9 protein-coding genes and 1 pseudogene are annotated in these 15,604 nt (G+C 69.9%); all 10 read right to left on the bottom strand.

Features of this window, described 5'->3' with window-relative positions; all coding sequences use genetic code 11:
* Positions 1 to 78 precede the first annotated feature (78 nt).
* Entirely contained in the window at positions 79 to 1,257 is a 1,179-nt protein-coding gene (locus tag Q8791_RS16230) for a PP2C family protein-serine/threonine phosphatase (protein WP_330092554.1), read from the bottom strand.
* Positions 1,258 to 1,352: 95 nt separating this feature from the next.
* Positions 1,353 to 2,168, bottom strand: a pseudogene (locus Q8791_RS16225) (alpha/beta fold hydrolase); the annotation flags it as partial.
* A gap of 395 nt (positions 2,169 to 2,563) precedes the next feature.
* Positions 2,564 to 2,908 carry a hypothetical protein gene (locus Q8791_RS16220; RefSeq protein ID WP_330092553.1) on the bottom strand — a complete coding sequence of 115 codons (345 nt, stop codon included), beginning with the start codon at positions 2,906 to 2,908 and terminating at the stop codon, positions 2,564 to 2,566.
* Between the two features lie 1,041 nt (positions 2,909 to 3,949).
* Entirely contained in the window at positions 3,950 to 5,293 is a 1,344-nt protein-coding gene (locus Q8791_RS16215; RefSeq protein WP_330092552.1) for an FAD-binding oxidoreductase, read from the bottom strand.
* 201 nt (positions 5,294 to 5,494) lie between these two features.
* Positions 5,495 to 7,633, bottom strand: a complete 2,139-nt coding sequence (locus tag Q8791_RS16210; protein ID WP_330092551.1) for a DEAD/DEAH box helicase — start codon at positions 7,631 to 7,633, stop codon at positions 5,495 to 5,497.
* Between the two features lie 56 nt (positions 7,634 to 7,689).
* A complete protein-coding gene (locus Q8791_RS16205) occupies positions 7,690 to 9,282 on the bottom strand; it encodes a serine/threonine-protein kinase (RefSeq protein WP_330092550.1) in 1,593 nt (530 codons plus the stop codon).
* Positions 9,283 to 9,758: 476 nt separating this feature from the next.
* Positions 9,759 to 12,446: a DEAD/DEAH box helicase gene (locus Q8791_RS16200; protein WP_330092549.1), complete on the bottom strand. Its 2,688-nt coding sequence runs from the start codon at positions 12,444 to 12,446 to the stop codon at positions 9,759 to 9,761.
* Positions 12,447 to 12,743: 297 nt separating this feature from the next.
* On the bottom strand, positions 12,744 to 13,520 hold the full coding sequence (locus tag Q8791_RS16195; protein ID WP_330092548.1) for a hypothetical protein: 777 nt from the start codon (positions 13,518 to 13,520) through the stop codon (positions 12,744 to 12,746).
* Between the two features lie 761 nt (positions 13,521 to 14,281).
* Complete coding sequence (locus Q8791_RS16190; protein ID WP_330092547.1) at positions 14,282 to 14,749, bottom strand: NUDIX hydrolase; 468 nt, start codon at positions 14,747 to 14,749, stop codon at positions 14,282 to 14,284.
* 8 nt (positions 14,750 to 14,757) lie between these two features.
* Positions 14,758 to 15,510, bottom strand: coding sequence for a helix-turn-helix domain-containing protein (locus Q8791_RS16185; protein WP_330092546.1), 753 nt, complete (start codon positions 15,508 to 15,510; stop codon positions 14,758 to 14,760).
* Positions 15,511 to 15,604: the final 94 nt, after the last annotated feature.

The following is a 15,604-nucleotide window of genomic DNA, read 5'->3' as shown; positions in this document are numbered from 1 at the left end:
GACGGCCCGGGCGGCGGCGCGCCCGCCGGCGACCAAGCCCCCTGGTGCTGGCGTGCTACGGGCGTGGTCGGCGAGGGCTCATGCGGTGTCCGCCCTCCCGGCAGACGCACGGGATGCGGGAACACCGAGCGCGAGGAGCGCGGTGTCGTCGTCGAGGCCGTCACCGAAGCTCCTCAGCAGATCGCTCAGAACCGTGATCGCCTTGGTAGGGCTGGAAGGAGCGTGGTCCGCGACGAAGGCGAGAAGGGCCTCCTCGCCGTAGAGGGTGTCGCGCCGGGGACCCGTGCGGGCCTCCGTCAGGCCGTCGGTGTAGAGCAGGAGGGTGTCACCGGGGGCCAGGGTGGTCTCGGCCGAGACGAAGTCGGCCCCGGGCAGTACGCCGACGAGCATCCCTCCGAGGGTGGTCAGAAGGTCGACCCGGCCGTCGGCGCGCAGGACCATGGCCGGTGGATGGCCTCCCGAGGCCAGCCGGACCCGGGCGGGTCCGCCGTCGCCGCCGGGTTCGAGGAGGCCGAAGACGACGGTGCAGTGCCGGGGCTCCTCGTCGAGGGCCTGGCCCTCCACGAGGACGGTGTTCAGCGTACGCAGGGCCTCGGCGGGATCGGAGGCGTGCAGGGCGGCGGCGCGCAGGGCGTACCGCGCCCTGGCGGTCAGGGTCGCGGCCTCGGGGCCCTTGCCGCGCACGTCGCCGAGGAAGAACGCCCAGCGCGTTTCGTCCAGGCGGACGAGGTCGTAGAAGTCACCGCTCAACTGGTGGGGAGAGGCCGGGTAGTAGTAGGAGGCCGCTTCCATGCCCGGCACGGTGGGCAGCTTGCCGGGCAGGAGCGCCCTTTGCAGGACGGCGAGCGTCTCCCGCAGGCGGGCCCGGTCGGTATCGGCCTGCTGACGCGCCCGCTCGGCCTCGATACGGGCCCGTTCGGCCTCCTTGCGGCGGTGCAGCAGTTCTTCCTCGTAGGCGCGTCGTTCGGTGGCGTCGAAGACGTTGGTGTTGATCAGCAGCGGCTCGCCCCCGCTGTCGTGCTTGACGGCGGAGGAGACCAGCACGGGGAGACGGGTGCCCTCGGCCGCCCTCATCTCCAGGGCGATACCGCTGACCTGGCCCCGCATGTACAGCAGCGGCGAGAAGTGCGTCTCGTGGTAGAGCCTGCCGCCCACGGTGAGGAGGTCGCTGAAGCGCATACGGTCCACCACGGCGTCGCGCTCCAGGCCGAGCCACTGCAGCAGTGTGGCGTTGATCCGGACGATCGTGCCGTCCATGAGCGTCGACAGGTACCCGCAGGGCGCGAAATCGTAGAGTTCCTCCGCGCTCTGCGCCAGAGGGTGTCCAGGAAGTCCAGCACCGCCTCCGCGGTGGCCTGCGGTGCGCTCAGCTGCGGGCAGTGGCCGGTGGCGTCCAGCGTGACCAGCCGGGAAGAGGGGATCGACTCGTGGACGAAGGCGCCGACCCCGCGGGGGGCGATGAGGTCCTGGGAGCACTCCAGGACGAGGGTCGGGACGTCCACGCTCTTCAGGTCCGCGCGGTTGTCGGACAGGAAGGTGGTGCGGGCGAAGACCCGGGCGATGTCGGGGTCGGTGGCGCAGAAGCTGTCGGTCAACTCCTGTCCCAGCTCGGGCCGATCGGGGTTGCCCATGATCATCGGCGCCATGGCCGAGGACCAGCCCAGGTAGTTGGACTCCAGCGAGGCCAGCAGTTCGTGGATGTCCTGGGTGGTGAAGCCCCCGCGGTAGCCCGCGTCGTCGATGTAGCGGGGCGAGGGGGTCACCATCACCAGGGCCCCGATGCGCTCCGGCACCGCCCGGGCTGCGAGGACACCGACCATGGCGCTGACCGAGTGGCCCACGAACACGGCTCCTTCAAGGCCCAGTGCCCGGCACACCTCCACCACGTCCTGGGCGTACCCCTCCAACGAGGAGTACCTCTCCTCGCTCCAGGAGGACAGGTCCGACCCGCCGGAGCCGACGTAGTCGAAGAGCACCACCCTGTACCGCTCGGCGAGGGCCGGCACGACCAGGCGCCACATGTTCTGGTCGCAGCCGAACCCGTGGGCGAGGACCACCGTGGGTCCCTCGTCCGCCCCGGTGATCGTCACGTTGTTCCTACGGAGGACGTCCACCCCGGACACCCCTTCACCTGGTCCAGTGCACCTGAAAAAGATATCTGACCCCATCAGACCATATTCAGTACCAAACCCCGCGTGTCAGGCTCCCAAGGATGAGCGGTTTCCCGGGGCGGCCCCATGCCCGGACCTGGCCTTCTGCCCGGTGGGGGCGAAGGGCCGCGAAGTCGGGCACACCGGGGTGGGGCGGCTGCCGGGGCAGTTGCACTGCCGGTTGCGCCGGTCCCCTGAGCCATAGCGGCCTGCGATGCTCGGGACCGACTGCAGGTTCGCGGTGAGGGGTGGTAGAGGACTCGACCGGCGAGGAGGCTGGATGCAGGGCCGAGGCTGTGCCGCAACAGCTCTGTGCGTCATCGACGCGTACTTGGAGGGTGCCGTCCGCCTCGATGCGCACGGCTTTCGGGCGGACGTGTGCCAGGGGATGATCCCCTCGAAGACACGAGCTCTCAGCGGCCTCTCCGCTTGACCACCTTGGCCCGGTAGCACCGCAGGTCCCAGTGGGCGTCGGCTTCGGTGTGGCCGACCGGGATGGTACGGGTGCCGTCGACGGCGGTGATGTCCCGTGGGCCCGCGAGGACCAGGCAGAAGACACTCAGGTCACCTCCGGACTCTCCGAAGTAATGGTAGTCCTGCCGCAGGATCTCCTGCCCGGAGGCGAACGGAAACTGCAGGAACTCCTGGGCCTGCGGAGGCAGATGGCCGAGCACCTCCAGGACGTGCGACTGGATCGAGGAGGCCTCGCGGCGTGCGTCCGGAGGGCCCGCCGTCCGCGTCGAGTCGTTGACTCTCACCCGGCCGAGCCGACCGTGCGGTCTGGGCCGGTGTCGCACTTCCGTCCGGTGCAGCGAAGCGGGGTCCACGTGGTAGACGGATATCGAGTACACCGGTCTGTGGTCGGTGTTCAACCGCGGGTCGGCGAAGCACAGGGCCTGATCACCGAACAGAACGGCTCTCGGACGCCGCCCGGCTTCGGCGGAGGACCACCACACAAGGGGGTTCGCCCCGGCATACCGCCACATCCGCTCGCGCGCGGCCTCGGGCATCCGCATCCATTGTTCGTCGCGGCCGGCCCCGGAGACGAAGCTCATCTCACCGGGGGCGTGCACATTCGGTTCGTACCGCTGAACCACGTGGTTCTGTGGATTGTGCCGGTGTACGGGCCTCCGGTCATGCGATTCACTCGGAACACGGTCGGGCAAAAAGCTCACTTGTGCCTCCCAAGGGAGAAAGGGGGATCCCTGGAACCCTTCGATCCCGGCCCACAGTATCGAGATCCAGAGATCATCTCATTCGGTAATTCTGTGGAAATGGATCAGTTTCCATGCGATACCGGACCAGATCGACAAGTGGTCGGCCTTGTGTCGTAGCGGCGGCGTCCCTGCAGCCAGGCATGGCGCGCTCGATCTGCCGAAGGTGCCGTCTCAGGCGCTTGGACGGCTTCACGTCCTTGGGGGCCGCGCGGTGCACGATCCTCCGTCCGCGGAGCGATCAGCCCAGGTGGTCCGGAGTCCCGACCGCAGCCGGATCCGACGTCGGAGAGAGCGAAACCGGCGTTCCCCTCCCCCCGCAGGGGCTGCGGAAGTACGTGAAGGATGCCGCCGCCGGGTGAAGGAAGGGCGAGTAGGAGACGGGCGGATGTGACGACGACTCGGAGTACGCGGGCTCTCTCGTCCGGATCCCGGTCGGAGCTCGCACGAAGCCGGGTCGCCGGGTCACGACGCCTCCGAGCACACACCACACGGGGGCCATCAGGAGGAGCGTGTCGTCAGCCCTTCCTCGGCCTGTTGACGCTGCGGACCGGGCCTCCCCTGATGACGAGGGCCGGGCCCTGGTCACTCCACCGGGATGTTGTGGTTCAGGTGGAAGAGGTTCTGCGGGTCGTACCGCCGCTTGAGCGCGACGAGCCGGTCGAGCTTCTCGGATCCGTAGACGGCCCGCGCCGCCTCGTGCCGGTCGGTCCCCTCCTCGCGGCCGAGGAAGTTCACGTACAGCCCGCCCGAGGAGAACGGTTCCATGTCGTGGGCGAAGCCGCGCACCCAGGCGGTGCGGGCCGCGTCGTCGGCGGGATCGGGCCAGGCCCCGTAGACGTTGAGCCAGAAGCGCGAGGTGCGTACCGGGAACGGCGTCGCGTCCTCGGGGACGCGGGCGAACGCCCCGCCCATGTGGTGAACGTCGATACCCGTCCCCACCCAGCGCTGCTCGCGCGCCCGCTGCAGCAGGACCTCGAGCACCGCGTCGTCCAGGGTGTCGAACGAGGTGTTCTTCCAGTAGCCGCGCAGTCCCTTGCGTCCCAGCACGTCGAACGCCGACTGCCAGGCCGTCCAGTCGGTCTGGGGCATCTCCACGTCGGGTGGGACGGCGCGTCGCAGGTCCTCCAGGAGCCGTTCACCGGTGGCGCGGTCGTCGGGGTCGGACCAGAACGCGGAGAGTATGAGCAGCGGCTCGTCGCCGGCCTCCAGCACTGCGGGCGGAACGATGAACGTCATGATCGACTGCATCGGGTCCGGCAGGTCGCGGGTCCACTCCTCCCACGCACGCACCGCCTCCGGCCACCGCGGTTCCGCGTAGACGAAGTTCACCGCGCAGAGTTCCGCCGGCAGGCGGTGGACCCGAAAGGTGAACTGCGTGACCACGCCGAAGTTGCCGCCGCCTCCCCGCAGGCCCCACAACAGGTCGGGGTTCTCGGTGTCGCTCGCGCGGACCCGCTCACCCGTGGCCGTCACCAGGTCCGCGGCCAGAAGGTTGTCAGCCGAGAGACCGTGGGAGCGGGTGAGCCAGCCGATGCCGCCGCCGAGCGTCAGGCCGCCGACACCGGTCCGCGAGACGACACCGAGGGGCACCGCGAGACCGTGTGGGGCCGTGGCGGTGTCGACGTCGCCGAGTGTGGCACCGCCGCCGACCCGGACGGTCTGCGCGTCGTCGACCTCCACGGCTCTCATATCACCCAGGTCCACGACGACGCCGCGGTCGACCGTGCCGTTCCCGGAGACCCCGTGGCCACCGCCCCGCACGGCGAGTGGGAGGTCGTGGTCACGCGCGTAGGCGATCACCGCGGCGATGTCGTTCTCGTCCGCCACCCGCACCACCGCGGCGGGATACTTGTCGATGATCCCGTTCCACACACTGCGGGCGGCGTCGTAGCCCTCGTCCCCGGGGGCGGTCACGGGTCCCTTCACGCGAGACCTCAGGTCGATCGCGGCGGTTGGTGCCGCCGTCGTCCCGTCGTCCATGGCGCACCTCGATCACAACTGCTCGACAGAGAGCAATTTAAGCGTACCGCGACCCCTGCGAACTGGTCTAATGCGTCATCTCCAGCCCAACGGAGTGCTTCGGAAACGTCTGTTCGCCTCTCTCTCGTGTGCGCCCTTCGATCAACGTCAGGCGATGCCCGCCTCTGCCAGGAAGGGGCTCGGCTTCCCCGTCCACGACACGTACAGGTGGTCGCGCGCCCGGGTACAGGCAACGAAGAGCAGGCACCGCTCGGCAATCAGGTCGGTCCGGTGCTGCAGGGGGTCCACCTCCTCGGGTGTGACCGCCTTCGTGAAGGGCAGCGCCCCGTCGTTGACGCCGATGGCGGCGACACAGCGAAACTCCAGCCCCTTGAGCGAGTGCATCGTCCCCACACGCACTCCGGATTCCTTCTCACCGGCCGTGCGCAGCGCCCGCGCGTCGATCCCGGCCCCGGTGAGCGCGTTGACGGCCTTCTTCGCCACCCAGTTGAACCGCGCGGCGACAGCGATCGAGGCGGGTTCGATCCCCGCGTCGATCCACTCGCGCACCCTGTCCACGAGCGCATCGAGCTCGCCGCCCGTCTCGTCGGCGGCGTGCGTGGTGGGCCTGGGCCCCTGGAGCGCCGAACGGTAGCCGGCAAGGGACTCGGTACCCCCGTCTGCGAGGGCCTCGACCTTCTCCCCCGCCAGCAGCGGGCTGGCCCAGGTGAGGATCTGCTGGGTACTGCGGTAGTTGCGGCGCAACCGCTGCGAGCGGCCCACCACGTTCACGCCGAGCGTCTTGAGGGAGACCCTGGCGTCGTAGATGCGCTGATGGGGATCACCCGCGATGAAGAGGTCGTCCGGGCGCGGGGCGACGAGGGCTCGCAGTAGCCGCCATTGGGCAGGGTGCAGGTCCTGGGCCTCGTCCACCACCACATGACGGTACCTGGGCCCTTTCTCCTCCAGGATGCGTGCTGCCTCGTCACATGCCTGTAGCTGGGTGCGCACCCCGTCGGCTGTCATCTCGTCGGTGAACGCGGTCACCGCCTCCCACACTCGGGCGCGCTGGCCGTCGTTCAGCGGGTGGCCGCGCCCGCGCCGGGTGGCGGTTCGGTAGTCCTCCAGGTTGTCCAAACGCTGGGCGAGGACGACGTGGCGGTACTCCTGGGCCAGGAACTCCGCGGTCCATGGCAGGTCGAGCCTTGCCACGAGGTCGCGCCAGCGCTCCAGCTCCTGGCTGTCGTTGACGTAGGACGGCTTGGTGCCCGCGGCTGCCTCGGTGAGCACCTCGCTGGCCTGGGTGTTGACCGTGGTGACGTCCAACCGGTCCAAACGGGCCGGGTCCTCCACCAGCTGGCCGATACCCGCACGCAGCGCAGAGGCCAGGGTGTTGGTGAAGGTGGTCAGCAGTACCCGCTCGTCCGGGCGCAGGTAGGAGAGCAGGTGTCGGATCCGGTGCATGGCCACCACGGTCTTGCCGGTGCCTGGGCCTCCGGTGACCTGGTAGCTGCCGGGATAGCTGGCCTTGTAGGCGACCTTGCGCTGTGCGGGGTGCAGGAAGGTCCGCCAGGAGGCGAAGGGCTGGGAGAGGATCTCCTCCAGCTCGTCCAGGCCGGAGACGAGCTTGACCCGGGTCGGGGTGTTGCGGATGGCGGTGTCCAGGTCGTTCTTGACCGCGCCGACGGGCCGGTGGGCCACGACCTCGCGCCAGATCTCCTCCACGGAGAACTGGGCGGCGAGGTACTGGAGCACCTCGCACTGGTCCTCGGGCAGGAACGGCACCAGCGTCGCGAGCTGATCGGAGTCCACGACAGTGCGCGCGGCACGCAGGACCCTGTCGTCGATGCCCAGGGTGGCCAGGTCCCCGTCGGAGACCTGGGCGAAGAGCCGTTGTTCGGGTGCGGTCGGGGCCGCGCGCTCCTCCAGATCGGGGGTCAGGCGCTCCAACCCGTCCGCGTCCCAGATCTCCACCGCACCCGTGAGCCGGTTGACTCCGGCGTCCTGCTTGTTGGCCCAGTCATAGGCGGGGTCGTGTGCCATGACCTTCAACAGCAGGTAGCTGTCGCCCTTCTCCGGTGCCAGGACCACACCCCGGTAGAAGTTGTCGACCTTGAAGGTGAAGATGTTGCGGCTGCGGCGCCCCTGGGGCGGTTTGAAGTTGAGTCCTCGATCGGCCTTGAGCTCACCCGAGGTGAAGTTGCGGAACTTCTCCATCGCGATCCGAATGTTCTTGCGGGCGACCGGAGGGAGTTCGTCGTACTCACCGCTCTCGAAGAACTGTTTTCCCAGGGCGAGCTGTGGCATGGGGAAGGGACTCCTTCTGCAACCGGAGGGGGTTGTCGTCGATCTGAGAGGGTGTGTCAGCGGGCGTCGCGGCCGCGGCGCAACCGGTTCAGGATCTCGGCCACCTGGATGGCCTCTGGGGCGCCGGGGCCGTACTCCGCGCGCAGGTCAGCGTACAGTTCGTGCAGCTCGCGCGCCGCGTGTTCGGTCTCTCCCGACCTCAACCGCCACATGGCTATCTCACGGCGCAGGTCGAGGGCGTCTTCGGAGCGTTCCCCGCTGACCCGGCGGAACCGGTCGAAAACATCCTCAGCCGCTCTCAGGGCGCGGGTGGTCTCGCCCAGCTGGGCCATGCAGTACGCGGCCTGCTGGCGGCAGATGAGGGCGCGCTCGTCGTCGTGTCCCGCCCGGCGTTCGAGAATGTCGGCCAGGGCGGTGAACTCCGGTAGGGCTCGGCGCGCGTCCCCGCTGATGGCCAGCGCGTTGGCTCGCAACAGGCGCAGTTCCACCACCTGGGCGGACTCGCCCCCCAGGGCTGCGGCAGCCGGGTCGATGACGTCGTCCAGTACACCGACGGCCTGCGCGAAGCGGCCCTCGGCCAGTAGTTCCTGGGCGTGCTCGTCTGCTTCGACGAGTTCTCCGGGGGCCAACCCGGGCACCGGGAACGCCTGGGCGACGGTGTCGCCGGGGGTGGACGGCAGTGGCTTGGTGGGGGCGGGGACGGGGGCCTTGGGCCTGGGTGCCATGGGCCGCCGGTAGGGCCGGGTGGGGTCGGGCAGCGCTCCGGGCGCCAGGGGCCTGTCCGGGGCCGAGGGGTCGGGCTGGGGCAGGTGGGGGACGAGTCGGTCGTACACGTCCTGCGCGGAGGCCGGGCGGTGCTCGGGGTCCTTGTCGAGCAGCTCCAGGACGAGCCGCTCCAGGTCCTCGGGCAGGTCGGCGACGTGCTCGGACGGCGGCACGGGCTGCTCCTGCACGTGCGCGACCTGCAACTGGAAGTGGTTGTAGTCGCCGGAGAAGACAGTCCTGCGGGTGAGCAGCTCGTACAGGACGCAGCCCAGGGAGTACAGGTCGCTGCCGGGGGTGGCGGGTAGGCCGTGGACCTGCTCCGGCGGCATGTAGGCGTAGGTTCCCAGGATGCTTCCGGTGTGGGTGAGGCGGGTGACGTCGGTGCGCAGCACGGCGGCGATCCCGAAGTCCAGGACCTTCACGGTGCCGTCGTCGGCCACCATGATGTTGCCTGGCTTGAGGTCCCGGTGGACCACGGGCACAGCATGGGCCTGGGAGAGCACCGCGCACACCTGCGCGGCGACCGAGGCCGCGGCGGGAACCGTCAGCGGCGCCGCCTCGGCGATGGTGTCGGCCAGGGAGACCCCGCGCACCAGCTGCATCACCAGGTACAGCGACCCCAGGTCCTTGTCGACGGCGGCGTCGTAGACGGCGGGCACCCCGGGGTGCTCGATCCGCGCGGTGACGCGGGCCTCTCGCTTGAAGCGGTCCGCGTACTCGTCGTACCTCTCGGGGTCGGCGACCGCGTCGGGACGGATCACCTTGACGGCGACCGGGCGGTCCAGGACGGTGTCGTAGCCGCGCCACACCCGCCCCATGCCACCAGTGCTGATGGTGCTGACGAGTTCGTACCGGTCGGCGATCCGCTCGGGTGTGGCGTGCACCGGGCCCCTTAGGTCGGGTGCGGACGGGCGGCGGCGGGGTGGCCCGGGCCCGCACGGGTCGTGGTCCTCTTCTCTGCGGGGCGATCCTACGGGGCCTGGCCGGGGAATGAGCCAGGACTTTTGTCCCTTGACGGGCTCCTCCGCAGCTGGCGGGTCGGGGCGGTCCGGCGAACCGTCTGCGTGACAGCGGGGTGCGGGAGGACGGGTAGGAGGCACGGCACCCGGTCAGGGGCCGGGCTCCGGGCATGACGGGTGCCGACGCGGCGGCACCTGGTCCAGCAGCGTCTGCCGAGCTCCACCGCGGCGGTGCGCCACCGGCGATCGAGTGGTCTGCCTCGCCCGGGGAACGTCGCGGCAACGCCCGGCCCGGTGTGCTCGCCCTCGGTAGCGCACACCCGCCACCTGTCGAGGCACTCTGTGTCGACCCGCGGGAGGCACGAGCACACGCCGGTCGCAGGGCAGCGCCGACGGGAGGGTCAGGGACCGGCGCGCTCCTTCGGGGGCGGCCCGGGCGTCCCCTGCTGGTCGCTGAGCAGGCGCTCGCGTTCCTCGGCGACGATCTCGCGTGCGAGCTCCGCCTCGGACACGTCGAAGGCCTCAGGGGCGCTCTCCGCGGTCGCGGACCGGCGGGCGAAGTCGTCGAACAGGGCCTTCTTGCGTTGCAGGATCTGCCGGATGCGCTGATCGACTCCCTCTTCGTTCAGGAGCCGGTGTACCTGCACGGATTCGAGTTGGCCCATGCGGTGTGCGCGGGCGACGGCCTGCCATTCGACGGTGGGCTTCAGCTGGGGCTCGCAGATGACGACCACCGATGCCGCCTGGATGTTGAGGCCCACGCCGCCCGCCTGGATCTGGGAGACCAGGACGGCACCGCCGCGGGCCGCGGAGAAGTCGTCCACCATGTCTTGCCTGCGCGCTGCGGGCACGGAACCGGTCAGAGGCCCGATGACCTCCCCGGGAAGCACATCGGCCACCTGCTCCAGAACATCCAGGAAGTGGGAGAAGACGATCACGCGTCGGCCGTTGTCCTCGGCCTCCCCCACGATCTCCAGCAGCCGCTGAACCTTGCCGGAACCGCGTCCCTCCCCAATTGCGGACCGGCGCATGGCCGAGAAGTTCCCCTCGGCGACCGCCTTCCGATAGGCGGTCCGATCGGCGGCGGTCAGAGGGACGAACTCGTCGACCTCGACGAGTTCCGGGAGTTCGTCGAGCACGTCCTCCTGGTTGCGTCGCAGGTAGGCCGGGGCGACTTGCCTGCGGAACCGGTGCGGGTTCCGCTCCGCGACGTCTTCGAGGAGACCGGGCTGCAAGTAGCCCACCAGGCTGGCGAACTCCTCGATCCTGTTCTCGAGCGGGGTGCCGGTCAGCAGAATCGCGCGCGGGGAGCGCTCGATCAGCTCCGCGGTGCGGCGGGAGCGTTGAGCAGCCGGGTTCTTGACGTAGTGGGCCTCGTCGACCACCACGCACGCCAGGTCCTGGACGTTGGACAACCGGTCCTGGAAGCGGGCGAGCGTCTCGAAGGTGGTCACGGCGATCCCGCCCCGACGGATCCAGGAACGCATCGCCTGGTCACGTTCGGGGCCGTGCACACGGTGGGCGATCAGCGTGGACTTGGCGCTGATCTCACGCGTCCAGTTGGTGACCACAGCCGCTGGACAGATCACCAGGAAGTGGCTCTTCCCGACCGCGCTCAGATGTGCCAGGGCCGCGAGGGCCTCGACGGTCTTGCCCAACCCCATCTCGTCTCCGATGATGACCTTGCGGCGGACCAGGGCGAAGCGTGCGGCGAAACTCTGGTAGCCGCGCAGGGACGCGACCTTGAGGTGGTCGGTTTTCAGACCGAGGTCGCGGATGGCGCGGACGATCTCCTCGGGCAGGCCCCCGGTGGACTTGGCCTCGTCCTCGGGATTGATTCCGAGTTCGGACAGGAGGGAGAAGTAGTCCGCGGGACGCGACGCGAAGTCGTCCCACACGTTTCCCCCGCCCCTCCCTCGGGGGGCGGTCGTGGACAGACGCGCGGCTCCGTCGCACACGGTTCTGATGTCCTGGCGCAGCATGTCGGGGTCGGGGGCGTGCACGGTGGGGTAAAGGGCCATGGACGTGGCGCCGGTGGACCTGGCGCGGTCGGCGAGGGGGGCCAGTTCGTCCGCCCGCGACAGCAGGGCCGAACCGCCGGCCAGGCTACGTGCGGCGTCCCAGGCACGCAGGGCCCGCAGGAGTGCCGTGGCTTCGTCGGTGCGCCCGCGGATGTCGATCCGGGCGGGCGTCTCGTCGAACGTGGTCTGCCACAGCGTCCGCGCCGCCCCCAGGAGCTGGGGAGCCGATTTCTCCCCGATACCGGGCAGACTCGTGATGCGCCCGCCCAGGTTCAGGACGTCGAGCACGGTTGTGACCCCCGCGTTCGCCAACGGGGCCGTGCGCAGCCGATCACGGGTGGCCTCCCGCAAGCGGTCCAGGGGCATCTCCGCGAGCAGCTTTCGGGCCTCCGCCTCACGGACGCCGTTTCCGGCTTTCAGCGCGGCGTCACGGTAGGAGGCCTCCTGGCCCCGGGCCCGCCGAATCCGGCTGACTGCCACGTCCAGTTCCTTGACCCGACGCTGGTCGAGGAAGAAGGGACGGCCTATCAGCTCCGGAAGGTACGTCTCAAGGGGGATCAGTCCCTGGCCCAGGCTGCGAGAAGCGTCCACCCCGCCCCGGAGGAAGGGGACGTCGAGCGCCTCCAGCCGCGGAGCCAACTGGCCGCGTTCGGACAGGGCACGGAAGTCCGCGAGGTGGGAGGCGGCCGCAAAAGCCCCCTCCTTCCTCCGGTTCGATGAGAGGAACCTCCGCAACCCCAGTAGAGAGCGCGCCGCCCGAACCTGTGTGGGCAGCTCCTCGGCCAGGAAACGCAGGACGCGCGTGTCCTCACTCGTGGCCTTTGGCATCCTGCTCCAGGCCAGGAGGTCTCCCAGTCGGACATCGGCCTCGGGGTTGATGGGCAGGACCTGCCAGGCGATCCTGCCCCCGCGGTGGAGGGCGAGCGTGGAGCGTTGGAGGTGCTCCACTGATTCCTGCACCACGTCGCTCGCCGTGCCGCGCTGGGACCGGATGGATCGGGCCTGTGTGATCCAGGCGTCGACCCTGGTGACGAGGGCTTCCAGATCCCGGCGTTCTTCTCGGTTCATACGACCTTCTGCGCACGTGGGGGAGAGGAGGGCGAGAGGGAGACCGCAAAGGCGAAGAGGAGAGGCGGGAAGAAGTTTATCCTCAAGTGCACGAGCCGGTGGTGGTCCGAGCACACGCCTTACGGGGGGCAGATCCACCGGGGCGGGGCAGGAGACAGGCGGATCTGGGTGCGGCTGGCCGACATCGGAGGGCTCGAGGCCACCGGGGTGTCCGGGGACTGGGAGAGGGCCTGGGCCGAGGGCAGGAAGCCCTTCTGATCGGGCCGTGTGGTGCGGACGGGCCGCTGGAACACCGGCCTACCTCGGGGTGAGGCTCTGCCGGAGCATGTGGGTGGCAGCGTCCTGGAGGATGCCGCGGCCCAGGGAGAGCAGGCACAGGCGGGCGACTTCCGGGTGTCGGCCCGGAGCGGGGCAGATGAAGACCGCGAGTATCCGCATGACCAGGAAGAGTTCGTCCGGCCGCCAGAGGAGGAGGAACGCTGCGGCGCACTCCCACACCGCTTCCACGGCGGTGTCGGCGATCAGTTCCTGGGCCCCGCCCCAGTCCGGCGGTGGCGCCTCTTCGAGCAGATCGCGGGCCTGTGCCGGAATCTTGTCGACGACCCGTTCCACCCTGTCGGCGGCGCCCACCAGAGCAGCCAACAGGGAACACCAGAAGTGGCCGGGCAGGGCCTCGGAGACGTGTGCCAGTTCGGGGTGGCGTGCGGTGCGGCGAACCGCCTCGGCCTTGACCCTGCCGAACGCCTGGGAGTTGAGCAGGCCGCCGAACTCCCTGATCCTCTCCGCGGTGGACGGGTGCGCGGCAAGGTACTCGGCCAGGTCGACCCTGGCGGCGTCGATGGCGTGGCCGAGCATCTGCGGGGTCGGGGCGGACAGGTGCTTGCACCTGGTCTCTTCGTCGGATCCCACGGCGACGTACCAGTCCTGTACGGCGTCTTCGCGACGGCTCGCGCGCTCCTCGGCGGAGCCGTCCGCCAGGTCGAGGTGCCCGGGCCAGCCGTGCAGGCTGCCGCCGCAGCCGGAGCACGCACATCCGGGCTTCTTGGCGTTCGCGCAGGAGAGGTTGTGCGCCACGTGGTCTCCGGGGGGTCGAAGGCCTACCGGTGCGGCAGGCCGTCCCCACTGTTCACGGTGGTGGTGGAACGCGGTATCACCCGTTGGGTGACTCCATGCCGACGCCGATGGTAGGCGTGTATGGCCCCGCGGCCAGGGAGGCGGCTCCGAACTGGTGCTCTCCTGTGGAGGGCGAGGGTCCGCCGGGCAGAAGCACACCACTGGGCGGACCCAAGGCGTCACCGTCCTGGACGTCGTCACGGAGGCCGACTCGGCTGTGGACAGTCTGGTTTCGGGCTGCGCGCCGCCGCGGCACCGGCTGCCCCTCGGCGGCGCCGGTCCGTCCGTGGCCACCGGTCGGTGGCGAACGGGAAGCGGGTGATGGCCGGTGGCACGCGGTCCGGGCCGCATACACCTCCGATTTCGGTCACCGCCGAGCGGGACGGCCCCCTCCGCTGGGCGATCGGCTCGTTGCTGGTGGGGTGTGGCCGGCCCCTGGCCGGCGAGCAGGTCCTACCCCGCCGACCCTCGCACCGGGTGTCTGCGCGTGCGGCCGCTGCTGTCCGTCGGCCGGGGGGCGCTCGCCCTCAGGCCGGAAGACAGCGGCGGTGCTCGGAGGCGTGCGCGGCCCGTCGACGGCGTGTCGGCGGTGGCGGGCGGTCGGCCGGGGAGAGGGCGGGGTGATCGCCGGGGCGGAGCTCAGAGCATGCCCGCTGCGGGGTGGTGCGCCAGGGCGCCGGCTGTGGCCACCGGGGTGGCCGCACCGGCACCGGTTCGGTCGTCTACCCGGGGTACGGTTCACCGCGCCCCAGCGCGTGCTCCACTCGCAGTCGCTGGGTGTGGTGCATCGGCAGATCGACCAGTTCGGAGGGTGTGAACCATCGCACCTCGTGGGACTCGTCGCTGATCGACAGCTCTCCCCCGACGACCTTGGCACGAAAACACACGTTGAACTGGCGGCGCACCTCCCCGTCGCTGTAGGCGATCACGTGCCTGGCGTCGGTGTAGGTGCCCACCAGCCCGGTCACTTCCACCCGGTAGCCGGTCTCCTCCCATACCTCGCGGACGGCGGCCTCGGGCAGACTCTCGGTCATCTCCATCGCCCCGCCCGGCATCGCCCACAAACCGTTGTCCACCCGTCGTTGCAACAACAGGCGGCCGGTGTCGTCGACGACGGCCGCGCCGGCAGCGACCACCAGGCTGTTGGGAACGGGAGCCGACGGATCGTCGTAGTACTCGGTACGAGTCATGTGCTGGTTCACTCCTCGAGAGGGCGGGCTGTGCGCCATACGGCGTCCACACTGTCGGCATAGGCGTCGAAGAGCCCCTTGGGAGCGGTGCGTCTGAGCCTCAGCAGCGGATTGCCGTAGGCGTTGACCCCGTACAGGTGGGTGTTGACGTACATGTGGTCGTCGGCCCGGTAGAGCGAGTTGTACAACGTCGTGGAGTGCACCATCACCGAGACTCCCGGAGCTGCCGCCAGGGGCCGGTAGTGCATCGCGGCCAGGTGGCATCGGGACTGGATGCCGTGGCCGAAGCTCTCCTCCTCACCGCGCACGCGCACGGCCTCGCACCCGGGGTCCCCGATGAGTACGCGCACACGGACACCGGCTTCGGCCCTGGCTCTGAGCAGGTCGTTCCAGTCGGGGATCTGTTCGTGGAGGAACACGGCAGCGTAGACCAGGACGTCGATCGACCTCTCAGCAGCCGCGAACATGCCCCGCCACTGTTCGACCGGCACGTCGGAGCGTTGGCGGTGGACGGCCACCAGGTCCTCGTCCGTGTCTGTTTCTCTCGTGCTCCTGCTCGGCCGCTCCCGGGAGGGCCAGAGTTCGTCGGCGTCCGCGCCGAGCAGGCGCGCCACCGCGTGGGCGTTGCGGCGGTGGGGCACACGTCCGGTGCTGATCCAGCGGGCCACGGTCTTGGGGTCGGTTCCCACGTGCGCGGCGAGGGACGCCGCCGTGTGTCCGGACTGTTCCAGGCGAACTCGAAGCCGTTCGTTGGGGGGCATGGGGACGTTTCTACCGCACCGGGACGTCTTTCGAGGCGTCCTTCGTGCGGTAGAGGCGTCCCTGAAGGCACGGACAGACTGGTGGCTCCACAGG

It is taken from the genome of Nocardiopsis codii, assembly GCF_036327455.1.
Classification (GTDB): Bacteria; Actinomycetota; Actinomycetes; order Streptosporangiales; family Streptosporangiaceae; genus Nocardiopsis; species Nocardiopsis codii.
Note: the sequence above shows the minus strand (reverse complement) of the source record. Positions and strands in the feature narration are given on the sequence as shown.